We start from the raw sequence: 21729 nt of genomic DNA on the forward strand, positions 1-21729 counted from the left end.
ACTTGCGCGCAGAGCGCAAAAGCGCTGTTTTAAATAAAATGGAACAATTGGCTGTCAACCAGCCTCGACGCGATTGCGACCAGCATTTTTCGCACGGTATAGCGCCTGATCGGCTCTTTTAAGCACCAAGTCGCTGTGTTCTCCGGGTTTGAATGCCGTAAAACCTACGGAAATGGTGATGGTCACCCGCTCGCCCTTGAAGTGAAAAGGGCAGGCTTCAATCGATGCGCGCAAAGTATCCAGCAGTTGTGCGCCATTTATCGGTGACGTGTCTGGCATCAGCAAGACAAACTCCTCACCCCCGAACCGCGCAATGAAATCCGTCCCGCGCAGGCGTTTGCGCAACACGCTGGCAATGATTTTCAGCACTTTGTCACCTGCCAGGTGACCGTAGTTATCATTGATGCGTTTGAAGTGGTCGAGGTCGAGCATCGCCAGCAACAGGATGTTGCCGTGTTGCTGCCATTCGCGGACTTCGTGTTCCAGCCGCTCACTCCAGGCCGCGCGATTGGGCAGGCCGGTGAGGGGATCGAGCAGCGCTTTCTGCCGTTGTTCTTCAAGGTGTTCGCGGTAGCCCAGCGCTTCCTGTTCCATGTGCGCCACGCGTTCGGCCAGGCTTTGCAACCGAGCCGCGACTTCCTGCTCACGTTCGTCGCGCTGTTTCTGGTGTTGATCCATGGTGCCGAGCAGGCCTTCGAGGTGGTTCTCCAGGACGTGCTTGAGGTCGTCCAGGTCCGCCGCTTCTTGCACGCTGCTCTGCAGGCCGTCGACTTGCTCGCGAATCTGCGTATCCATCTCGCGTGCTGCCGAGCGGTTGTCGGCATGGCCGTCGCTGGCAGCTTGCAAGTTGCTCTGGAACGATTCGAGACGTTCGTTGAGTTGCTGCAGGTACGCTTCGAATTCGTGCTGGCCGCTGTCGGTGATCGCCAGCATCAACGTCGCCAGATCATCGAGGATCGGGATCAGTTCGTACCAGTTCAACCCGTTTTGCAGACGATCACGCATCGCTTCGGCTTGTGGTCGATGGCGTTCGGGCAGCGTCAGGTCGTCGAGGAGGCCAAGGAGCGTGTCTTCGATATGCTTGGCGACTGAACTATAGGACGGCTCGGGTGAGTCGGGCAGGGCGTAGAGAACTTCCTCTGGCGCCAGGTGCTCCGCCTCGATGGTCACCGGGGTCAGTTCATCCGGGTTGACTGCCTGTGGCTCTTGCTCGGCTGGCGTTGGATCTATCGGTTGTTCGATGTTTGGCTGGGTCTGTGGCTCTACCGCTTGCGCAAATGCAGTCTCTGACTGAAGCACAGGCGGGACAAACACCACCAATTCCGGAGCAGGTTCCGTTGCCTGTACTTCCAGTGATTCAGGGATCGCAGCGGCAGGTTGGACGTCGATGACCGTTGGCTGTTCGACTGGCGGATGCTCCACCGCGGGTGCAAGATCAACCGTTGCCGGCGGGGTCTCGGCAATCGGTTCGACAGTTTGCAGGGGCGCCGCTTGCACCGCAGGAACGGTGGCCTGCGGGGTGGCCTCATCCGCTTCCCGGTTACCAAAAAGGCGCTGCAGAAAACCGGGGCGATCAGGTTCTGCCGGGGTATCCAGTTGACGTAAGGCTTTGCCTTGCAGGCCACTCAGTTCGCTGAGCAGCAACGGAATCTCACGGGCCTGACTGACTCGACCATCCAGTTGTTTGGCAAAGTTCTTCAGCGTCCGGCTGACTTCTCGAGGCAGTGGCAGTGTTTGCAGCTGAGTCACCAGTGCAGTCAATGCGGCGCTGGTCTGGTTGACCCGGGTTTCCCGGCGCTGCTCGGAGTCGAGTACGGCTTTTTCCAGGCGCGGAAGCAGGGCGGCCAGACCGGCGTCCATGTCATCGGTGCGCACGACTTCGCGCATTTCCTTCATGCACTGGTCAACGGCGCGATCGGTGCCTTCTGCGGCCAGGGTGCTGCGCACCAGCCCACGGCGCAGCAAGTCGAGCCGGGCATCCCATCGGCGTTCGAGCTTTTCCTGTTGTTCGATGCTTTTAAGGTATTTCTCTTTCCAGCGCTGTGTTTCGTCGCTCATTCATGGGATCCGCGAAGGGGCAGGACTCAACGCGGGGAATGCATCGGCCGTGAGCGAACCCGGCAGACGAATCTCTACCGCGACGGGCAGGTGATCTGAAATCGGTTGTGCCAGCACTTCGACCTTTTCAAGGGTCAGAGTGGGGCTGAGCAGAATATGGTCGAGGCAGCGCTGCGGGCGCCAGCTGGGGAAGGTCGCTTCCAGTTGCGGTGCTAGCAGACCGAGGTCACGCAACGGTGAGTTCTGCAGCAAATCACTGGCGTGGGTGTTCATGTCGCCCATCAGCACCTGGTGTTTGTAACCGCCGATCAACTCGCGGATGTAAGCCAGTTGCATGCTGCGAGCCCGGGCACCCAGCGCCAGGTGCATCATCACCACCACCAGCGCCTCCGGACCTTCGCCGAAACGCACCAGAATCGCCCCGCGGCCCTTGGGCCCCGGCAGCGGATGATCTTCGATTGCCCACGGGCGCAGGCGGCTGAGCACGCCATTGCTGTGCTGGCCGAGGCGACCGAGATTGCGATTGAGTTGTTGATACCAGTAGGGAAAGGCGCCGAGCTGCGCCAGGTGTTCAACCTGATTGACGTAGCCTGATCGCAGGCTGCCGCCATCGGCTTCCTGCAAGGCGACCAGATCGAAGTCGCCCAGCAGATTGCCGATCTTTTGCAGATTGTCGGCACGCCCGGTGTGCGGCAGCAGATGCTGCCAGCCTCGGGTCAGGTAGTGCCGATAGCGCTCGGTACTGATGCCGACCTGGATATTGAAACTGAGCAAGCGCAGACGGCTGTCTGCGGGCAATCCCGTCGATTCCAGGTGATGCTCGTTGACCCGCGGATCATGCAGGCCAACGACACGTTCAGTTCCCCAGCGGCGCATGGCGGGCCCCGCGCTTAGTTGGCAGCAGCCTTGTTAGCCGCTCGCTCTTTGGCTACCAGTTGGTCGGCCAGTTTCAGCGCTTGTTCGGCGCCGCCGGCAGAACCGATGTCAAAGCGATACTTGCCGTTGACGATCATGGTAGGCACGCCGGTGATTTCATATTTCTTGGCCAGTTCTTTGGCTTTGTTGATCTGGCCCTTGATGGCGAAGGAGTCGAAGGTGGCCAGGAACTTGTCCTTGTCTACGCCTTGAGTGGCCAGGAAGTCGGCCATGTCGTCTTTGTCGGTCAGTTTCTTGTGTTCTTTCTGGATTGCGTTGAATACCGCAGCGTGAACCTTGTTCTCTACGCCCATCGCTTCAAGGGTCAGGAACATCTGGCCGTGTGCGTCCCATGGGCCGCCGAACATGGCAGGGATACGGACGAAGTTCACGTCGGAAGGCAGTTTCTCGACCCACGGGTTGATCACCGGTTCAAAAGCGTAGCAATGCGGGCAGCCGTACCAGAACAGCTCCACGACTTCGATCTTGCCAGGCACGGCGACCGGAACCGGATTGGTCAGTTCGACATAAGGGGCGGCGGGTGCTTCGGCGGCTTGGGCAGTCATGCCGAACAGGCTGGCAGCGACGAGTGCGGCGCTGATGATCAGATTACGCATGCTTTACTCCTGGACAATTTGGGTCGCCTCGCGCGACCTGTTTTCAGACAGGTCCTGGCGGGCTTGAGTTCTGTAGTGTAACGGCAGCGGCCACAAAAAAGGGCGGCCTGAGCCACCCTTTTTATACTTGCTGCGACGGATTAATAGAGCGTTAACGTTGCAGGAGATGTACTTCCCGCGGCACGCCCTGTTCGCCGGTCTTAGTGCAGGCCTTGAATGTAGCTGGACACCGCAGCGATATCTTCGTCGCTGAGCTTTTTGGCAATGCTTTGCATTGGTTTGGTATCGCCATCGTTGGCACGACCGCCTTCTTCCTTGCGGAAGTCGGTCAATTGCTTGGCAACGTATTGAGCGTGCTGACCACCCAGATGCGGGAAGCCGGCAGCCGCGTTGCCCTTGCCATCCGGAGAGTGGCAGCCGGTGCAGGCTGGCAGGCCCTTGGCCAGGTCGCCACCGCGGAACAAGGCCTCACCGCGAGCCACGACTTTCGGGTCGGCGGCGCCAACGCTGCCTTTCTGGCTGGCGAAGTAAGCGGCGATATCAGCCAGGTCCTGATCGCTCAGGTTGGTCAGCAGGCCGGTCATTTCCAGAACGGTGCGTTTGCCGGACTTGATGTCGTGCAGCTGCTTGTTCAGATAACGCTCGCCCTGGCCTGCCAGTTTCGGAAAGTTAGGCGCCATGCTGTTGCCATCCGGGCCATGACAGGCGCCACATACTGCGGCTTTCGCCTGACCAGCAGTTGCATCACCTGCAGCATGGGCTACGCCGGAGATCCCCACGGTCAACAGCAGACTCACGATCAATTTGTTCATCAGCTAATCCAACTACGGCTAAGGGTTAAAGAGTTATGGACCGGGATCACTCGCTCATCCACTGGATGATTGCCTGGTAATCCTCGGCACTGCAGTCCATGCACAAACCACGCGGCGGCATCGCCTTGAAACCCTGGGTCACGTGTTGCACCAGCGTCCCCATACCTTTCGCCAACCTCGGCGTCCAAGCTTCCTGGTCGCCCTTTTTGGGCGCCATGGGTAGTTGGCCGGAATGACAGGCACCACAAACACGGTTGTACACAGCTTCCGGATCCTGTGTAGCCTGAGCGCTGTAAAGCGGCATCAAGACACCGGCAGCTAGCAGCCATTTCGTCATAAAACGACCTTTTCAGGGTTGAGAGCGTTCTGCGTTCTAATGCGCAATCAAGGTCAATCGCTCTCGTGAACTTCATCCTACGCTGGGACAAAGCGCACACAAAATCTGCGGCATTATATACTGGCGTCACTGAAACGGAAACGACACCGCTTGCCGCGTCCATTCCCGGCGCCGCCCACATCGGAAATCCCATGCAACTCAAGAACCCCATCCTCGGCCTGTGCCAACAGTCCACCTTCATGCTCAGCGCTGCCAAAGTCGATCAATGTCCCGACGACGAAGGCTTTGAAGTGGCCTTCGCCGGGCGTTCCAACGCCGGCAAATCCAGCGCGCTGAACACCCTGACGCACGCCAGCCTGGCGCGAACCTCGAAAACTCCGGGTCGCACGCAGCTCTTGAACTTCTTCAAGCTAGACGATGATCGTCGTCTGGTCGACCTTCCGGGTTACGGTTACGCGAAAGTGCCTATCCCGTTGAAGCTGCACTGGCAGCGTCACCTGGAAGCTTATCTGGGTGGTCGCGAGAGTCTGAAAGGCCTGATTCTGATGATGGACATCCGTCATCCAATGACCGATTTCGACCTGTTGATGCTTGACTGGGCCGTCGCCAGTGGCATGCCGATGCACATTTTGCTGACTAAAGCTGACAAGCTGACCTATGGCGCGGCGAAAAACGTGCTGCTCAAGGTTCAGGCAGACATCCGCAAAGGATGGGGCGATGCGATTAGCATCCAGCTGTTCTCGGCGCCAAAGCGCATGGGTCTGGAAGACGCCTACACTGTATTGGCAGGCTGGATGGAGCTGGCGGACAAAGGCTCCGAGGTTGCGGAGCAATAAATCGCAGGCAAAAAAAACCCCGGACTTCTTATGGGGAGGGGGAAGTTCCGGGGTTCAAGTTCCGGACCGCTAGGGCGGGGTCCAGATATCTGCCAACACTTAACACAACATAGGAGCATCGAAGGGCTTCACCAGCCATTCAGTAACTCTGAGTGGCAGTTCACAGGTTTAGTTCCGGAGCTTCAGAAACCATTTGTAATAAGTGTGATTTCTTTCCGAAATAAGGGCTCTTGACCCATCTGCCGCGGCACTATGCCGCAGCAGAAAACGCTCTTTCAGACGGCTCAGTGAGCCTCATCCCAGTTATTGCCTACGCCAACCTCGACCAGAAGCGGTACATCCAGCTTCACGGCGTCGCTCATGTGCACGCGAATTTCATCGCGGACCTGGTCGACCAGATCTTCACGCACCTCAAGCACCAATTCATCGTGCACCTGCAGGATGACTTTGGCGTCGAGGCCCGAGGAGGTCAGCCAGTTATCCACCGCCACCATGGCTTTTTTGATGATGTCCGCCGCCGTGCCCTGCATCGGGGCGTTGATCGCCGTGCGTTCGGCGCCTTTGCGCAGGGCCGGGTTTTTCGCGTTGATTTCCGGCAGGTACAGGCGTCGGCCGAAGATCGTTTCGACAAAACCTTGCTCGGCCGCCTGGGTGCGGGTGCGTTCCATGTACGCCAGAACACCCGGATAGCGGGCGAAATAACGGTCGATGTATGCCTGGGATTGCTTGCGATCAACGCCGATCTGCTTGGCCAGGCCAAACGCGCTCATGCCGTAGATCAAACCGAAGTTGATCGCCTTGGCGCTGCGACGTTGATCGGTGGTGACGTCGGCCAGTTCCACGCCGAACACTTCGGCGGCGGTGGCCTTGTGCACGTCCAGGTCATTGCGGAAGGCGTGCAGCAAACCTTCGTCCTTGGCCAGGTGCGCCATGATCCGCAGCTCGATTTGCGAATAGTCCGCCGCCAGCAGCTTGTAGCCCTTTGGCGCGACGAACGCCTGACGAATCCGCCGCCCTTCGGCCGTGCGGATTGGAATGTTCTGCAAGTTCGGATCGCTGGACGACAAGCGCCCGGTCGCCGCGACAGCTTGATGATAGGACGTGTGAATCCGCCCGGTGCGCGGGTTGATCTGTTCCGGCAGGCGATCGGTGTAAGTGCTTTTCAGCTTGCTCATCGAGCGGTACTGCATCAGCACTTTGGGTAACGGGTAATCCTGCTCGGCCAGTTCCGCCAGGACGGCTTCGGCGGTGGACGCCTGGCCCTTGGCGGTTTTGCTGAGGATCGGCAACCCGAGCTTTTCGTACAGGATCACGCCCAATTGCTTCGGCGAGCCCAAGTTGAATTCTTCACCGGCGATGGCGAATGCCTCACGCTCCAGCGCGACCATTTTGTCGCCGAGCTCGACGCTTTGGATGCCCAGCAGGTTGGCATCAACCAACGCGCCCTGGCGTTCGATTCGCGCCAGTACCGGCACCAACGGCATTTCGATTTCGCTCAGAACTTTGCTCAGGCTCGGAATGGCATTGAGCTTTTCCTGCAAGGTCTGGTGCAGGCGCAGCGTCACGTCGGCGTCTTCGGCGGCGTAAGGCCCGGCCAGTTCCAGCGAGATCTGGTCAAACGTCAGTTGCTTGGCACCCTTGCCGGCGATGTCCTGAAAACTCGTAGTGGTGTGGTTCAGGTACTTGAGCGCCAGGCTGTCCATGTCGTGGCGGGTCGCGGTGGAATCCAGCACGTAAGATTCGAGCATGGTGTCGAACGCGATGCCTTGCACGGTGATACCGCAATTCTGGTCGCCACCGATGGCGCAGTTGGCGAGGATGTTCATGTCGAACTTGGCGTGCTGGCCGACCTTGAGTTTGTTCGGATCTTCCAGAATAGGTTTCAGTGCGCGCAGCACGGTGTCGCGATCAAGCTGATCCGGCACACCCATGTAGGAATGGGTCAGCGGGATGTAGGCTGCTTCGTTGGCCTGTACAGCAAACGACAGGCCGACAAGCTGCGCCTGCTGCGCATCGATGCCGGTGGTTTCGGTATCAAAGGCGATCAATTTGGCGTCGTTGAGCTTCTTCAGCCACAGGTCGAAATCGGCCTGGGTCAGGATCGTGGTGTATTTGAGCTCGGTCTCGACAGCGGCTTCTTCAGCCACCGGCACGGTAACTTCCTGGCCGGAACGCTTGGCATCACGCTGGTTTTCTTCAAACCAGCTCTTGAATTCCAGCAGGGTGTAGAGCTCAGCGAGCTTGTCGTGATCCGGCCCGCCCATTTGCAGGTCGTCGAGCCCGATGTCCAGCGGCACGTCGATCTTGATGGTTGCCAATTGATAGGAGAGGAATGCCATCTCCTTATGCTCTTCGAGCTTGGCCGGCAGGGTCTTGGCGCCGCGAATCGGCAGGGTCGGAACGATGTCGAGCTGTGCGTACAGCTCGGTCAGACCGCCGTTCACGCCCACCAACAGGCCGGAAGCGGTTTTAGGACCAATGCCTGGAACGCCCGGAATGTTGTCGGAAGAATCGCCCATCAGTGCCAGATAATCGATGATCTGCTCGGGAGCGACGCCGAATTTCTCCTTCACGCCCTCCACGTCCAGCGCGCTACCGGTCATGGTGTTGACCAAGGTAATGTGGCCGTCGACCAGTTGCGCCATGTCCTTGTCGCCGGTGGAGATCACCACTGGTCGGTCAGCTGCTGCGCTGCTGCGGGCCAAAGTGCCGATCACGTCATCGGCCTCGACGCCTTCGACGCACAATAACGGGAAGCCCAGCGCGATCACGCTCTGATGCAGTGGCTCAATCTGTACGCGCATGTCGTCGGGCATGCTCGGACGGTTAGCTTTGTACTCGGCGAACATTTCGTCACGGAATGTCCCGCCCTTGGCGTCGAACACCACGGCGAACGGACTGTCCGGGTACTGCTTGCGCAGACTCTTGAGCATGTTCAACACGCCTTTGACCGCTCCGGTCGGCAAACCCTTGGAAGTGGTCAGCGGCGGCAGGGCGTGAAAGGCGCGATATAGGTAAGAAGAACCGTCCACCAGGACGAGGGGGCTTGGCTCATGAGCAGGATCAACCTTTTCGGCGGGTCCGGCGCTAGAATAGCGGGACCGTTGACGACAAAGGGACAAGGTTATCATGCGCACACTAAATCGCCTGTTGCTGGCTGGCTTGTTTGCAACCGTTCCCCTGGCCGTCATGGCGGCGGATGATGCGCCCACACCGGAGCCGGAAGTCACGATCCGCACGGAAGGGGACAAAACGATTCAGGAGTACCGCCAAAACGGTTTCCTGTACGCGATCAAGGTCACGCCGAAGGGCGCACCGCCGTATTTCCTGGTGCGTGCGGATGGGACAGATGCAAACTTCATCCGCTCGGATCAGCCGGATATGCTGATTCCGTCGTGGAAGATTTTTGAATGGAAGTAGTTTCTTAATTTCAATCGGCGCTGGCTCATGCAGCGGCGCCCGTACTGGCAGTTTAAACATGTCTGTGTTCACCCCGCTGGCTCGGCCCGAGCTGGAAACCTTTCTCGCCCCATACGGGCTCGGCCGCCTGCTTGATTTCCAGGGAATTGCCGCCGGTAGTGAAAACACCAATTTCTTCATCAGCCTGGAGCAGGGCGAGTTTGTCCTGACCCTGGTCGAGCGTGGTCCGGTTCAGGAGATGCCGTTCTTCATCGAACTGCTCGATGTGCTGCACGAGGCCGACTTGCCGGTGCCTTACGCACTGCGCACCACCGACGGCGTGGCCTTGCGCGAACTGGCCGGCAAGCCTGCGCTGTTGCAACCACGCCTGGCCGGCAAGCACATCAAGGAAGCCAACGCGCAGCATTGCGCCCAAGTCGGCGAGTTGCTGGGCCATCTGCATCTGGCGACCCAGGTCAACATGATCAAGCGCAAAACCGATCGTGGCCTGGACTGGATGCTGGAGGAGGGCACGCAGTTGCTCTCCCACCTGAATGCCGAGCAGAGTGATTTGTTGCAGCGGGCGCTGGACGAAATCACTCAGCAGAAGACGAAAATCCTGGCGTTGCCACGGGCCAACATCCACGCGGATCTGTTCCGCGACAACGCGATGTTCGAAGGCACGCACCTGACCGGGTTGATCGACTTCTACAACGCGTGCTCGGGGCCGATGCTCTACGACGTTGCAATTGCCTTGAATGACTGGTGTTCGGATGACTACGGGCTGATCGACGGGCCGCGGGCGCGGGCGTTGCTCGGGGCCTATGCTGCGTTGCGTCCGTTCACTGCCGCAGAGGCTGAACTGTGGCCGACCATGTTGCGCGTGGCGTGTGTGCGGTTCTGGTTGTCACGGTTGATTGCCGCGGAGTCGTTTGCCGGTCAGGACGTGTTGATTCACGATCCGATGGAGTTTCAGCAGCGGTTGGCGCAGCGCCAGAAGGTCAGTACGCCGCTACCGTTCGCCCTTTAACAGCTTCGCGGGCAAGCCTCGCTCCTACAGGTTTGTGTCGTGCACATTATCTGTGAACGGCACAAATTCCGTATGAGCGAGGCTTGCCCGCGGATGGGGCGTCGCAGATCCCGCCGTTACAACGACTCCAGACACCCCGCCAAATCATTCCCCAACTTCTCCAGCACCTGCTCATACCCCTGCGCAGTCGCCGGCGTGTACCCGCCCAACGCATCCAGCTCCGCCAATTTCACCGGCAGGCCTGCCACCAGGGTTTCCGCCAGGCGCGGACGCAACGGCGGTTCACTGAACACACAGGTCTTGCCGACTTCCTGCAACCGCGTGCGCATCGCTGCGACGTGCTGGGCGCCCGGCTGGACTTCGGCGGCGACGCTGAATACGCCTGCGTGCTTGAGGCCGTAGGCGTCTTCAAAGTAGTCGAAGGCCTCGTGGAATACGAAGTACGGTTTGCCTGCGATGCCGGCCAGACGCGCTTTCAAGCGAAGATCCATTGCATCCAGACGCTCATCGAACGCCTTGAGGTTGCTCTGATAACGCGTGGCGTTGGCCGGATCGGTTGCACTCAAGTCAGCAGCCATTTTTGTGGCGATCACGCGAGCGTTTACCGGAGACAACCACAAATGCGCGTCCAGGCTGCCGGGGCGATGATCGTGGTCATGCTCGTCGGCTTCTTCCGCGTGCGAATGGTTGTCTTCGCCGAAGTGGCGAAGTTTCAGTCCCGGCAGATCCTGCACAGCGATGCTCGGCAGCGTTCGACCGTTCAGCACGCGAGGCAGGAACCCTTCCATGTCCGGACCGATCCAGTAAACCAGATCCACCGATTGCACCTTCCGTACGTCGGAAGGACGCAAGGCATAGTTATGCGGTGAAGCGCCCGGTGGTAGCAGCACTTCCGGGATTGCCACGCCGTCCTGCACCGCAGCGGCAATCAGCTGTAGCGGCTTGATGCTGGTGAGGACTTTGACGTCGGCTTGAGCTGAGCCAATGAACAGAAAACTTGCGGCAAATGTGACAAAGATAGAAAAAAGTCGGGACACGATGACCACTCGAAGAGGCGAGAACGGGTAACATAATAACGTCTCTCACAAAACTCGTCGCCGCTCATGCCTAAAACACCGATTGCCAGCCGTCCCCACGACCACTCTCATTGCGTACATAGCGCACTGACTGAGGCCGATGCCTTGTGCGCACGTCAAGGCCTGCGCCTGACCGCCTTGCGTCGGCGGGTGCTGGAGCTGGTGTGGCAAAGTCACAAGCCGTTGGGTGCCTACGACATTCTCGCGGTACTCAGTGAGCAGGATGGCCGCCGCGCTGCGCCGCCTACCGTGTACCGTGCGCTGGATTTCCTGTTGGAAAACGGCCTTGTCCACCGCATCTCCTCGCTCAACGCCTTCGTCGGCTGCAATCACCCGGAGCATGCCCACCAGGGTCAATTCCTGATCTGCCGCGAATGTCACGCCGCCATTGAGCTCGAACAGAAATCCATCAGCGACGCGATCATCAGCAGCGCCAAGGATGTCGGTTTCGTCGTCGAAGGCCAGACCGTTGAAGTGGTCGGTCTCTGCTCGGGTTGCCAGGGGGCTTGATGAGCAATGCGCTGATTCGCCTCGAGCAGGTTGTCGTCACCTTTGCCGGGCAAAACGTGCTGGATAACATCGAGCTGAGCGTCGAGCCGGGGCAGATCGTCACCCTGATCGGCCCGAATGGCGCGGGCAAGACCACGCTGGTGCGCGCGGTACTCGGTCTGTTGAAGCCGGACAGCGGCAGCGTCTGGCGCAAGTCGAAACTGCGGGTCGGTTACATGCCGCAAAAACTTCACGTCGATCCGACGCTGCCGTTGTCGGTACTGCGCTTTTTGCGTCTGGTGCCTGGCGTGGACCGTGCCAGGGCCTTGGCGGCACTCAAGGAAGTCGGCGCCGAGCAGGTGATCGACAGCCCGGTGCAAAGTGTTTCCGGTGGCGAAATGCAGCGTGTGCTGCTGGCTCGAGCCCTGCTGCGTGAGCCGGAACTGCTGGTGCTCGACGAACCGGTGCAAGGCGTCGATGTGGCCGGCCAAGCCGAGCTCTACAGCCTGATCACGCGGCTGCGCGACCGTCACGGCTGCGGGGTATTGATGGTCTCCCACGATTTGCACCTGGTCATGAGCACCACCGACCAGGTGGTCTGTCTGAATCGTCATGTCTGCTGCTCCGGGCACCCGGAACAAGTCAGCGGCGATCCGGCTTTCGTCGAGCTGTTCGGCAAGAACGCACAAAGCCTGGCGATTTATCACCACCACCACGACCACGCCCATGACCTGCATGGTTCGGTGGTCAACGCGGCCCCGACGGCCCAACCCCATGTCCATGGAGATAGCTGCAAGCATGGCTGATTTTCTGCTCTACGCCCTGCTTGCAGGTCTGGCTTTGGCGCTGGTCGCAGGACCGCTGGGTTCGTTCGTGGTCTGGCGGCGCATGGCCTATTTCGGCGACACCTTGTCCCACGCGGCCTTGCTCGGCGTGGCATTGGGCTTTCTGCTGGATGTCAGCCCTACCGTTGCCGTCACCGTCGGTTGCTTGCTGTTGGCGGTGCTGCTGGTGACGTTGCAACAGCGTCAGCCGCTGGCGTCCGACACGCTTTTGGGAATTCTCGCACCAAGCACGCTCTCTCTGGGCCTGGTCGTACTAAGCTTCATGCACGAAGTGCGGATCGACCTGATGGCGTATCTGTTCGGTGACTTGCTGGCGATCAGCCCGACCGACTTGGCCTGGATACTCGGTGGCAGCGCCGGCGTTCTCGCGTTGCTGGTGACGTTGTGGCGGCCATTGTTGGCGATCACGGTGCATGAAGAACTGGCCCGGGTGGAAGGTTTGCCCGTGCCGGCGCTGCGCCTGGCCTTGATGTTGCTGATCGCGGTGGTGATCGCTGTGGCGATGAAAATCGTCGGTGTGTTGCTGATTACTTCGCTGTTGATCATCCCGGCGGCTGCGGCACAACGTCACGCTCGCTCGCCGGAACAGATGGCGCTGGGCGCGAGCCTGCTGGGCATGCTCGCAGTCTGTGGCGGGCTGGCGTTGTCGTGGTTCAAAGACACCCCGGCGGGCCCGTCGATTGTTGTGACGGCCGCCGCACTGTTTCTGCTGAGTTTTGTCCTGCCCCGTCGAGGGGTGTAGACTTGCTCGTTTTTTGCGCAAATAGAGAGTCGCAGGAATGAAGCTGTCAGCCTCCCGTTATCTGCTCCTTGTCGCATTTTCGCTGCTACTGGGCGCTTGCCAGAGCACGCCATCGGCCACCACTGCGGCGACCGATGCCCGGGCCACGGCCATCGCGCAGCTGGAACAAAACCTGGCCAGCAGCGAGCTGGCCACCGCCGAAGACCAGTTGGCGACCTTGCAGGCCCAGTCGCCAGACGATCCGTCCCTTGTGCACTATCAGCGGCAATTGGCCGAAGCCTATCTGCGTCGCAGCCAAATCGTGCTGCAAAAGGGCGATGTAAATGCGGCCGCTACGGCGCTGGCCCGGGCCCGGGCATTAATGCCAAAGGCTCCGGCGCTGACGGGTGGGGTCAACAACGCCATCGTCAATGCCCGTAAAGCTGAACTGGACAGGGCTGAAGCGGCGCTCATGGCAGCCGAGGCCAAGCCACAGGCCAGAGTCATTGACCCTACGGCTGAGAGCACCACAATTGCCTTGAACCTCACTGATATGAGCAAACTTCGCCGTCAATTGGATGCGATTGCCGCCGATGTGGTGAATTACCAGTGCGATGTCAGCATTCAGGCGCCGCGTACCCAGGATTACCCATGGTTGGCGACGTTGCTGACTAAACGGGTGAAGAAGCTGGATTCGGAGTTCGATCTGAATCTGCAGAAGCAGATTCTGCGCAACGTTCCGGCGCAGATCGTCTTGAGTCCGCGTAAACCCTGAAAGCGTCGCGAGCAGACTCGCTCTCACAGTGAATCGGGGTTGATTACACTTTCTATGATCAAACCCAAACCCTGTGGGAGCGAGCCTGCTTGCGAAGGCGCCCTCCCTAACGATACAAAACCTTAAGCCGGAATCGCCTTGGCCTTCGGCTCCCGATCCCAAACCCGATGCTGCCCGATGGCGGCAAAGAACGGTTTGATCAACTTGGCATCCGCACCTACGACCAGCCCCGCATCCACCTCAAGCTTCAACACGTCCAGCAACTGCTTCGCCTCGCCATGCAGCGCAATCGCTTTCAAGTGTTTGTAAGCTTCCAACAGGTAATGCAGCGCTACGCCATCGCCACTCAACGCCTTGATCGACGCCGCGCCACCGGGTACGAACACCGCATCGAATGCCACCGAAGGCAAGCCTTCCATTGAAGCGTCCACCGGCAGTGTCTTGCCATCGGCGGTGGTCACTGGCGCGGAAGTCGGGCCGAGCAGCTTGGCGTGCGCACCTTCTGCCTTCAGCGCCTTCTTCATCGCATCAATCGCAGCACCATCGACACCGTTGGCCGCCAGAATCGCCACTTTCCGCGTTTTGATATCCCCCGGCAGCAGGTTGGCCTGGCTCAAGGCCGGTGAGCGATCGAGTGAAGTTTTACGCACTTCGACGGTGCCAGCCTTCGGCGCCGGCAAACCAAGGTTCTGCGCCACGCGTTTGGCCAGTTCCAGATCGATATTGGCCAGGATCTCGTTCACCTGACGTGCACGGATGAATTCACGCTCAACCTTGCCCAGCTCAAAGCTGTAAGCCGAGATGATGTGTTCCTGCTCGTGCTTGCTCATGCTGTGGAAAAACAGGCGCGCTTGGGAGAAGTGATCGCCGAACGACTCGCTGCGCTGGCGAATCTTGTTGGCGTCGATGCGCTCTGGATAGGTCTCGAATCCACCGTCCTGCGCGGCAGGCGGCGTTTCTTTCGGCCAACCGCCATCGATGGAATTCGGCTCGTAGGAGGCGCGCCCCTTGTCGATGGTGGTGCGATGCAGCGCATCCCGCTGGCCGTTATGGAAGGGTGCTACGGGACGGTTGATCGGGATCTCGTGAAAATTCGGCCCACCGAGTCGGCTGATCTGCGTATCGGTGTAGGAAAACAGCCGCCCTTGCAGCAGCGGATCATTGGAGAAGTCGATGCCCGGCACGATATGGCCCGGGCAGAACGCAACCTGCTCGGTTTCGGCGAAGAAATTATCCGGGTTGCGGTTGAGCACCATCTTGCCCAGCGGGGTAATGGGCACCAGTTCTTCCGGGATCAGTTTGGTCGGGTCGAGGATGTCGAAGTCGAAGTTATGTTCGTTTTCTTCTTCGATGACCTGCACGCCCAACTCCCACTCCGGGTAGTCGCCCATCTCGATCGACTCCCACAGATCGCGGCGGTGGTAATCGGTGTCTTTACCGGCGAGCTTCTGCGCTTCATCCCACACCAGTGAGCAAGTACCGGCGGTAGGGCGCCAGTGGAATTTGACGAAGCGTGATTTTCCTTCGGCATTGATCAAGCGGAACGTGTGTACGCCAAAGCCCTGCATGCTGCGCAGGCTTTTCGGGATCGCCCGGTCGGACATGGCCCAGATCACCATGTGCGCCGACTCTGGCACCAGCGAGACGAAATCCCAGAAGGTGTCGTGAGCCGAGCCGCCGGTAGGGATCTCGTTGTGTGGCTCCGGTTTCACCGCGTGCACGAAGTCAGGGAACTTGATCGCATCCTGAATGAAAAACACCGGCATGTTATTGCCCACCAGGTCGAAGTTGCCCTCGTCGGTGAAGAATTTCACGGCGAAACCTCGCACGTCCCGCACGGTATCGCCTGACCCACGCGGACCCTGCACCGTGGAAAAGCGCACGAAGACCGGGGTTTTCTTGCCGGGATCTTGTAGGAAACCGGCTTTGGTCAGTACGGAATGGTTTTCATAGGTCTGGAAAAAACCATGAGCGCCAGTGCCCCGAGCATGGACGATGCGCTCTGGAATGCGCTCATGGTCAAAATGCGTGATTTTTTCACGCATGATGAAGTCTTCCAGCAACGACGGCCCGCGCGCGCCGACCTTCAACGTGTTCTGGTTGTCCGAAACCTTCACGCCCTGATTGGTGCGCAGGGCTTGTTCGGTGGCGTCGGAGCGAAACTTTTCCAGGCTCTCGAGCTTGGCATTGGTGTTGCCGCGGTCCAGGGTATCGGTCCCGGCCAGTGCGCTTTTAGGTGCGGCAGGCTTTTTAGTACTCATCAGTCGTAAACTCCTCGTTGCGATCCCGTAGCCAGGACTTATATGCATTCCCCAGGCACGGCACCGGGGGCGTTTTCGAGTTGCCTTATTAGTGACTGGCGCGCTTTTTAGCCGTTCCTTTTTTCTAACCTTCGATCGCGTTATTGCCAAATGGAAGGTTGAATGCGGAATAAATGCTAATAACCTCTATACGGACAGGCTAAAATGCGCGCCCGGCTAACCGCTGACCCTTTTCCAACGCGCCCCACAAGGTTCGCTACGTGATCGAGTTTCAAAACGTCCACAAAACCTACCGCGTCGCCGGTAAGGATATTCCCGCCCTGCACCCGACCAGTCTGACGATTGAGAACGGTCAGGTCTTCGGCCTGATCGGTCACTCCGGCGCGGGAAAAAGTACCCTGCTGCGTCTGATCAATCGCCTGGAAGAATCCAGCGGCGGCAAGATCTTCGTCGACGGTGAAGAAGTCACCGCGCTCGACGCCAACAGCCTGCGCCGCTTCCGCCAGCAGGTCGGGATGATTTTCCAGCACTTCAACCTGCTGGCGTCCAAGACCGTGGCCGACAACGTCGCGCTGCCGCTGACCCTGGCCGGTGAACTGTCGCGCAGCGAGATTGACCAGCGTGTCGCCGAGTTGCTGGCGCGGGTCGGTTTGTCTGACCACGCCAAAAAGTACCCGGCGCAGCTGTCCGGCGGCCAGAAGCAGCGCGTCGGCATTGCCCGCGCCCTGGCGACCAAGCCAAAAATCCTGCTGTGCGACGAAGCCACCAGCGCCCTGGACCCGCAGACCACGGCGTCGGTCCTGCAATTGCTGGCTGAGATCAATCGCGAGCTGAAACTGACCATCGTCCTGATTACCCACGAGATGGACGTGATCCGCCGGGTCTGCGACCAGGTCGCCGTAATGGACGCGGGTGTGATCGTCGAGCAAGGTTCGGTGGCCCAGGTGTTCCTGCATCCGAAACACCCGACCACCAAACGTTTCGTGCAAGAAGACGAGCAGATCGATGAAAGCGAACAGCGTGACGACTTCTCCCATGTGCCGGGCCGCATCGTGCGTCTGACCTTCCAGGGCGAAGCGACCTACGCACCACTGTTGGGGACCGTCGCTCGGGAAACGGGCGTGGACTACAGCATCCTGGCCGGTCGTATCGACCGCATCAAAGACGTCCCTTACGGGCAATTGACCCTGGCTGTTACCGGTGGCGACATGGAGGCGGCGTTCGCCCACTTCACCGCAGCTGACGTCCACATGGAGGTCCTGCGCTGATGGAAGTCCTGACAAGTTTCTTCGTCAACATCGACTGGTTCGAAATCTGGCTGGCTACCGGCGATACCCTGCTGATGCTCTTCGGTTCGTTGTTGTTCACCGTGTTGCTCGGCCTCCCGCTGGGCGTGTTGTTGTTCCTGTGCAGTCCGCGTCAGTTGCTGGAATCCAGAACGCTATACGCCGTGCTGTCGCTGGTGGTGAACATCCTGCGTTCGCTGCCGTTCATCATTTTGCTGATCGTGATGATCCCGTTCACCGTGCTGATCACCGGCACCTCGCTCGGCGTCGCCGGTGCGATCCCGCCGCTGGTAGTGGGTGCCACGCCGTTCTTCGGGCGACTGGTGGAAACCGCCCTGCGTGAAGTGGATCGCGGCATCATCGAAGCCACCCAGGCCATGGGTGCGACGACCCGGCAGATCATCATCAACGCCCTACTGCCAGAAGCCCGCCCGGGCATTTACGCGGCGATTACGGTGACGGCTATTACACTGGTGTCCTACACGGCGATGGCCGGTGTGGTCGGTGCCGGTGGGTTGGGCGACCTGGCGATCCGTTTTGGTTATCAGCGTTTCCAGACCGATGTGATGATCGTCACCGTGGTGCTGTTGCTGGTGCTGGTGCAGGTTCTGCAAATGGTTGGTGACAAACTGGTCGTCCATTTCTCCAGAAAATAAACAGTTCTCGTAAACAAGACATGAGCCGGCCATTCGCTGGCAGGCGCCAAATCCAGGCGCCGCAAGCGGGTACCCACAAGGAGTTAGCTGAATGAAAAAACTACTCGTCGCGTTCGCAGCCGTTGCAGCGTTTTCCGCTCACGCTGACACTCTGACCGTTGCAGCCACCCCGGTGCCGCACGCGGAAATCCTCGAATTCGTCAAACCGGCCCTGGCCAAAGACGGCGTGGACCTGAAGGTCAAAGTGTTCACTGACTACATCCAGCCAAACGTGCAGGTTGCCGAAAAACGCCTGGACGCCAACTTCTTCCAGCACCAGCCGTACCTCGATGAGTTCAACAAGGCCAAGGGCACCGACCTGGTCGCCGTTGCTGGCGTACACCTGGAACCGCTGGGCGCTTACTCCAGCAAGTACAAGGCCCTGACCGAACTGCCAGGCGGCGCCAACGTGGTGATCCCGAACGACGCCACCAACGGCGGTCGCGCGCTGTTGCTGCTGGCCAAGGCCGGCCTGATCAAGTTGAAGGATTCGAACAACATCCTGTCGACGGTCAAGGACATCACCGAGAACACCAAGGACCTGAAATTCCGTGAGCTGGAAGCCGCGACCATCCCGCGCGTGCTGACCCAGGTCGACCTGGCGCTGATCAACACCAACTACGCGCTGGAAGCCAAGCTCGATCCGTCCAAGGATGCACTGGTCATCGAAGGCAACGACTCGCCTTACGTGAACATCCTCGTAGCCCGCCCGGACGACAAGGACAGCGAAGACATGAAGAAACTGATTGCTGCCCTGCACAGCCCGGAAGTGAAGGCCTTTATCCTCGAGAAGTACAAAGGCGCGGTATTGCCGGCGTTCTGATCTGAGTCGTTAACAAAAAATGGGGCGCATCGAATGCGCCCCATTTTTTTATGCCTGAAACACCGTCCCCTGTAGGAGCCAGGCTTGCCGGCGACGGCGATCTCACGGGCGCTTTCGCCGGCAAGCCTGGCTCTTACAGGGGGCGTGGTGTTTATTTGCGGTTGAGCATCACCGGCAACTGCGCCACCAACTTGGCGTTATTCAGCGGTGCACGAATGAACCCACGCTGTGTCCCGTCCGGCCCGATCACCGCGAGGTTGCCGCTGTGATCAACCGTGTAATTCGGCTTGCTGGTGTCTGCCGGAATGAACGGAATGCTCACCGCATTGGCCAGTTTCTGAATGTCTTCAATCGACGAAGGCGTCAGGCCTGTGAACTGCGGATCGAAGTAGCCCAGGTACTGCTTGAGCTGCTTGGGCGTGTCGCGGTTCGGGTCGACGCTGACCAGGATGATCTGCAACTTAGCCACAGCCTCTGGCGGCAGTTCACTTTTGATCTGGCGCAGCTGGGCGAGGGTGGTCGGGCAGATGTCCGGGCAGAAGGTGTAGCCGAAGAACAGCAGTGACCATTTGTCTTTCAGCTCGTTGACCATCACCGGCTTGCCGTCCTGATCGGTCATCGTCACGTTTGGCAGGTTGCGGCTTTGCGGCAGCAAAATGATCCCGGCATCGATCAATGCCGTCGGATCGCCCTGGCCTTTTCCGGACAGCACTTTGTTGATGGTCAGGCCCAGAACCAGCGCGATCAGGGCGACGAGGATAAAGACGGTTTTCTGAGTTCGAGTCATAGGTTCAACAGTAAGTAGTGGTCTACGAGCAGCGCGATAAACAGCAGGAACAAGTAGTAGATAGAGTACTTGAAGGTGTTGATCGCCGCGTGCGGCCGAGTGCCACGGTACAGCACCACGGCCCATTGCAGAAACCTTGCGCCCAGTCCCAGGGCGCAAATCAGGTAAAGCATGCCGCTCATGTGGATCACGTAGGGCATCAGGCTGACCGCCAGCAGCGCGAAGGTATAAAGCAGGATGTGGACCTTGGTGTAATGCTCGCCATGGGTCACCGGCAACATCGGGATGTTGGCCTTGGCATATTCCTCTTTGCGGTGAATGGCCAGGGCCCAGAAGTGAGGCGGGGTCCAGGCGAAAATGATCAACACCAGCAACAAGGGTTCGGCGCTGACATGACCGGTGGCAGCGGTCCAGCCGAGCAACGGCGGGGCAGCGCCGGCCAGGCCACCGATAACGATGTTCTGCGGCGTCGCGCGCTTCAGGAAACCGGTATAGATCACCGCATAACCGAGCAGGGACGCGAGGGTCAGCCAGGCCGTCAGCGCATTGGTGAAGGCCAGCAGCACGGCTTGCCCAATCACCGCCAATACCAGGGCAAATGTCAGCGCCGCCGCAGGTGAAACCCGCCCTTCAGCCAAGGGACGTTTGTGGGTACGCGCCATCACTGCATCGATACGCCGGTCCACCACATGATTCACCGCCGCCGCACCCCCGGCACACAACGCGATCCCCAGGTTGCCGAACACCAGCACCGTCCACGGCACCCCGGCGCGGGTCGCGAGGAACATGCCGACCAGCGAGGTGATGAGCATCAGCACCACCACTTTAGGCTTGGTCAGCTCCAGGTAGTCACGCCAGATCGCCTGACTGTGACGTTCGCCGATCAGAGTCGCCATGGCATCTCTCCTTTTATTGTTATGGGCCCGGCTGAGTGTTTACGCGGGCTGAACCGCCAGCGTGCAAGGTTTTGCTGTTTGACCCGAACCAGGCTGGTTCGCGCGTGATAATTGACCAGCACCATCGTGAGCAACAGCGCTGCGCCCCCCGCGTTATGCGCGACCGCAACAGGCAGCGGCAGGTGGAACAAGACGTTGCTGATACCGAGGGTGATTTGGGCCGCAAGGGCGATCAGCACCATTGCGGCCAAGCGCGTCATGCCAACCACTTTCAGTTGCCAGGCCAGCCCCAGCAGCACGAGCGTCACCAGCAACGCGCCGATGCGGTGAGTCAGATGGATCGCTGTGCGGGCATCACTGTCCAGTTGCCCGCCCAGGTAATTGGGGCCGATGTGTTGGGTCAGGTGAAAACCGTTGGCGAAATCAGCCGGTGGCAGCCATTGCCCATGGCAGGTCGGGAAGTCGATGCAAGCCACGGCTGCATAGTTGGAACTGACCCAGCCCCCGAGGGCGATTTGCAGGATTACCAGCAGCAACCCGGCCGTCGCCCAGTGCTGCAAACGCCGTGGCACGGTCAGCGCCGGCAGTACGCCGGACAGGCGCAAGGTCAGCAAAAACAGCAGGCTCAAGGTCGCAAAACCGCCGAGCAAATGCCCGGTCACCACCTGCGGCCAGAGCTTGAGCGTCACCGTCCACATGCCGAACGCCGCTTGGGCGATGACAACCACCAGCAGAAACAGCGGCAGCTTCACCGGTTGCCCCGGATGACGACGATGCACCCAGGCGCGACCGGCCAGCACTGAAATCAACAACCCGAGGGTGCCGGCGAAATAGCGGTGGACCATCTCGTTCCAGCCTTTGTGGGCTTCGACGGGTGCATCGGGAAAATGCAATTCGGCATGGGCCAGTTGGGCTTCGCTTTTCGGCACGCTGATAAAGCCGTAGCAACCCGGCCAGTCCGGGCAGCCGAGGCCGGCGTGGGTCAGGCGGGTGTAGGCGCCGAGCAACACCACAATCAGTGCCAGCAAGGTGGCAAACAGCGCGAGGCGAAATCCAGGTTTGGCCATGACG

General features: G+C 59.6%; 21 protein-coding genes. 10 read left to right on the plus strand and 11 right to left on the minus strand.

Annotation, left to right across the window (positions count from 1 at the left end):
• Positions 1–54 precede the first annotated feature (54 nt).
• The 5 genes from HP062_RS21180 to HP062_RS21200 form a co-directional block, all read right to left on the minus strand.
• Positions 55–2058 (minus strand): GGDEF domain-containing protein, encoded by a 2004-nt coding sequence (locus tag HP062_RS21180; protein WP_010465611.1) that lies wholly within the window; start codon positions 2056–2058, stop codon positions 55–57.
• Positions 2059–2934 (minus strand): endonuclease/exonuclease/phosphatase family protein, encoded by an 876-nt coding sequence (locus HP062_RS21185; RefSeq protein WP_010465613.1) that lies wholly within the window; start codon positions 2932–2934, stop codon positions 2059–2061.
• A 14-nt stretch (positions 2935–2948) separates the two neighbouring features.
• Positions 2949–3590, minus strand: a complete 642-nt coding sequence (locus HP062_RS21190) for a thiol:disulfide interchange protein DsbA/DsbL (protein WP_145306404.1) — start codon at positions 3588–3590, stop codon at positions 2949–2951.
• Between the two features lie 200 nt (positions 3591–3790).
• A complete protein-coding gene (locus HP062_RS21195) occupies positions 3791–4402 on the minus strand; it encodes a cytochrome c4 (protein ID WP_010465618.1) in 612 nt (203 codons plus the stop codon).
• A 46-nt stretch (positions 4403–4448) separates the two neighbouring features.
• Positions 4449–4739, minus strand: a complete 291-nt coding sequence (locus tag HP062_RS21200) for a cytochrome c5 family protein (RefSeq protein ID WP_010465620.1) — start codon at positions 4737–4739, stop codon at positions 4449–4451.
• Between the two features lie 191 nt (positions 4740–4930).
• Between HP062_RS21200 and yihA the strand changes: the two genes are divergently transcribed.
• Positions 4931–5575, plus strand: coding sequence for a ribosome biogenesis GTP-binding protein YihA/YsxC (gene yihA / locus HP062_RS21205; protein ID WP_010465622.1), 645 nt, complete (start codon positions 4931–4933; stop codon positions 5573–5575).
• A 284-nt stretch (positions 5576–5859) separates the two neighbouring features.
• Here yihA and polA read toward each other — a convergent pair whose 3' ends face one another.
• Complete coding sequence (gene polA / locus HP062_RS21210; protein WP_172792601.1) at positions 5860–8610, minus strand: DNA polymerase I; 2751 nt, start codon at positions 8608–8610, stop codon at positions 5860–5862.
• A gap of 94 nt (positions 8611–8704) precedes the next feature.
• On the opposite strand from polA, the gene HP062_RS21215 reads away from it, so the two are divergent.
• Positions 8705–8995 (plus strand): DUF2782 domain-containing protein, encoded by a 291-nt coding sequence (locus tag HP062_RS21215; protein ID WP_076029142.1) that lies wholly within the window; start codon positions 8705–8707, stop codon positions 8993–8995.
• 58 nt (positions 8996–9053) lie between these two features.
• On the plus strand, positions 9054–10004 hold the full coding sequence (locus tag HP062_RS21220; RefSeq protein WP_172791980.1) for a homoserine kinase: 951 nt from the start codon (positions 9054–9056) through the stop codon (positions 10002–10004).
• Between the two features lie 116 nt (positions 10005–10120).
• Here HP062_RS21220 and HP062_RS21225 read toward each other — a convergent pair whose 3' ends face one another.
• Positions 10121–11041 carry a zinc ABC transporter substrate-binding protein gene (locus HP062_RS21225; RefSeq protein WP_169858121.1) on the minus strand — a complete coding sequence of 307 codons (921 nt, stop codon included), beginning with the start codon at positions 11039–11041 and terminating at the stop codon, positions 10121–10123.
• 66 nt (positions 11042–11107) lie between these two features.
• On the opposite strand from HP062_RS21225, the gene zur reads away from it, so the two are divergent.
• The 4 genes from zur to HP062_RS21245 are packed head-to-tail and all read left to right on the plus strand — an operon-like array spanning position 11108 to position 13910.
• The gene (zur, locus tag HP062_RS21230) at positions 11108–11590 is read left to right on the plus strand and encodes a zinc uptake transcriptional repressor Zur (RefSeq protein WP_010465632.1); all 483 of its coding nucleotides are present in this window, start codon (positions 11108–11110) and stop codon (positions 11588–11590) included.
• On the plus strand, positions 11590–12375 hold the full coding sequence (znuC, locus tag HP062_RS21235; protein ID WP_172791981.1) for a zinc ABC transporter ATP-binding protein ZnuC: 786 nt from the start codon (positions 11590–11592) through the stop codon (positions 12373–12375). The genes zur and znuC overlap by 1 nt, the downstream gene beginning before the upstream one ends.
• Positions 12368–13156 carry a zinc ABC transporter permease subunit ZnuB gene (gene znuB, locus HP062_RS21240; RefSeq protein WP_010465635.1) on the plus strand — a complete coding sequence of 263 codons (789 nt, stop codon included), beginning with the start codon at positions 12368–12370 and terminating at the stop codon, positions 13154–13156. The genes znuC and znuB overlap by 8 nt, the downstream gene beginning before the upstream one ends.
• Positions 13157–13193: 37 nt before the next feature.
• Entirely contained in the window at positions 13194–13910 is a 717-nt protein-coding gene (locus HP062_RS21245; protein ID WP_010465637.1) for a PA5502 family lipoprotein, read from the plus strand.
• Positions 13911–14032: 122 nt separating this feature from the next.
• Here the strand turns inward: HP062_RS21245 and katE are convergent, their stop codons facing one another.
• The gene (gene katE / locus HP062_RS21250; RefSeq protein WP_010465639.1) at positions 14033–16171 is read right to left on the minus strand and encodes a catalase HPII; all 2139 of its coding nucleotides are present in this window, start codon (positions 16169–16171) and stop codon (positions 14033–14035) included.
• A gap of 260 nt (positions 16172–16431) precedes the next feature.
• Here katE and HP062_RS21255 point away from each other — a divergent pair, with 260 nt between their 5' ends.
• From HP062_RS21255 to HP062_RS21265, 3 genes are all read left to right on the plus strand, one after another.
• Positions 16432–17439 (plus strand): methionine ABC transporter ATP-binding protein, encoded by a 1008-nt coding sequence (locus tag HP062_RS21255; protein WP_010465641.1) that lies wholly within the window; start codon positions 16432–16434, stop codon positions 17437–17439.
• Entirely contained in the window at positions 17439–18113 is a 675-nt protein-coding gene (locus HP062_RS21260; RefSeq protein ID WP_010465643.1) for a methionine ABC transporter permease, read from the plus strand. The genes HP062_RS21255 and HP062_RS21260 overlap by 1 nt, the downstream gene beginning before the upstream one ends.
• A gap of 91 nt (positions 18114–18204) precedes the next feature.
• Positions 18205–18975 carry a MetQ/NlpA family ABC transporter substrate-binding protein gene (locus HP062_RS21265; protein ID WP_010465644.1) on the plus strand — a complete coding sequence of 257 codons (771 nt, stop codon included), beginning with the start codon at positions 18205–18207 and terminating at the stop codon, positions 18973–18975.
• A gap of 151 nt (positions 18976–19126) precedes the next feature.
• On the opposite strand, the gene HP062_RS21270 is transcribed toward HP062_RS21265, so the two are convergent.
• Genes HP062_RS21270 through HP062_RS21280 form a run of 3 tightly spaced genes read right to left on the minus strand, consistent with a single transcriptional unit; the run spans position 19127 to position 21725 of the window.
• Positions 19127–19762: an SCO family protein gene (locus HP062_RS21270; RefSeq protein ID WP_010465646.1), complete on the minus strand. Its 636-nt coding sequence runs from the start codon at positions 19760–19762 to the stop codon at positions 19127–19129.
• Entirely contained in the window at positions 19759–20658 is a 900-nt protein-coding gene (cyoE, locus tag HP062_RS21275; RefSeq protein ID WP_010465648.1) for a heme o synthase, read from the minus strand. Before cyoE ends, HP062_RS21270 begins: the two co-directional genes overlap by 4 nt.
• Positions 20646–21725 carry a heme A synthase gene (locus HP062_RS21280; RefSeq protein WP_077748827.1) on the minus strand — a complete coding sequence of 360 codons (1080 nt, stop codon included), beginning with the start codon at positions 21723–21725 and terminating at the stop codon, positions 20646–20648. The genes cyoE and HP062_RS21280 overlap by 13 nt, the downstream gene beginning before the upstream one ends.
• Between the last annotated feature and the right edge of the window lie 4 nt (positions 21726–21729).

This window comes from Pseudomonas sp. B14-6 (assembly GCF_013260315.1).
Classification (GTDB): domain Bacteria; phylum Pseudomonadota; class Gammaproteobacteria; order Pseudomonadales; family Pseudomonadaceae; genus Aquipseudomonas; species Aquipseudomonas mandelii.

Excerpts from the sequence above, each read along its gene's own strand:
- HP062_RS21180 (WP_010465611.1), bottom strand. The coding sequence starts at position 2,058 with ATGAGCGACGAAACACAGCGCTGGAAAGAGAAATACCTTAAAAGCATC.
- HP062_RS21185 (WP_010465613.1), bottom strand. The coding sequence starts at position 2,934 with ATGCGCCGCTGGGGAACTGAACGTGTCGTTGGCCTGCATGATCCGCGG.
- HP062_RS21190 (WP_145306404.1), bottom strand. The coding sequence starts at position 3,590 with ATGCGTAATCTGATCATCAGCGCCGCACTCGTCGCTGCCAGCCTGTTC.
- HP062_RS21195 (WP_010465618.1), bottom strand. The coding sequence starts at position 4,402 with ATGAACAAATTGATCGTGAGTCTGCTGTTGACCGTGGGGATCTCCGGC.
- HP062_RS21200 (WP_010465620.1), bottom strand. The coding sequence starts at position 4,739 with ATGACGAAATGGCTGCTAGCTGCCGGTGTCTTGATGCCGCTTTACAGC.
- yihA (WP_010465622.1), top strand. The coding sequence starts at position 4,931 with ATGCAACTCAAGAACCCCATCCTCGGCCTGTGCCAACAGTCCACCTTC.
- HP062_RS21215 (WP_076029142.1), top strand. The coding sequence starts at position 8,705 with ATGCGCACACTAAATCGCCTGTTGCTGGCTGGCTTGTTTGCAACCGTT.
- HP062_RS21220 (WP_172791980.1), top strand. The coding sequence starts at position 9,054 with ATGTCTGTGTTCACCCCGCTGGCTCGGCCCGAGCTGGAAACCTTTCTC.
- zur (WP_010465632.1), top strand. The coding sequence starts at position 11,108 with ATGCCTAAAACACCGATTGCCAGCCGTCCCCACGACCACTCTCATTGC.
- znuC (WP_172791981.1), top strand. The coding sequence starts at position 11,590 with ATGAGCAATGCGCTGATTCGCCTCGAGCAGGTTGTCGTCACCTTTGCC.
- znuB (WP_010465635.1), top strand. The coding sequence starts at position 12,368 with ATGGCTGATTTTCTGCTCTACGCCCTGCTTGCAGGTCTGGCTTTGGCG.
- HP062_RS21245 (WP_010465637.1), top strand. The coding sequence starts at position 13,194 with ATGAAGCTGTCAGCCTCCCGTTATCTGCTCCTTGTCGCATTTTCGCTG.
- katE (WP_010465639.1), bottom strand. The coding sequence starts at position 16,171 with ATGAGTACTAAAAAGCCTGCCGCACCTAAAAGCGCACTGGCCGGGACC.
- HP062_RS21260 (WP_010465643.1), top strand. The coding sequence starts at position 17,439 with ATGGAAGTCCTGACAAGTTTCTTCGTCAACATCGACTGGTTCGAAATC.
- HP062_RS21265 (WP_010465644.1), top strand. The coding sequence starts at position 18,205 with ATGAAAAAACTACTCGTCGCGTTCGCAGCCGTTGCAGCGTTTTCCGCT.
- HP062_RS21270 (WP_010465646.1), bottom strand. The coding sequence starts at position 19,762 with ATGACTCGAACTCAGAAAACCGTCTTTATCCTCGTCGCCCTGATCGCG.
- cyoE (WP_010465648.1), bottom strand. The coding sequence starts at position 20,658 with ATGGCGACTCTGATCGGCGAACGTCACAGTCAGGCGATCTGGCGTGAC.
- HP062_RS21280 (WP_077748827.1), bottom strand. The coding sequence starts at position 21,725 with ATGGCCAAACCTGGATTTCGCCTCGCGCTGTTTGCCACCTTGCTGGCA.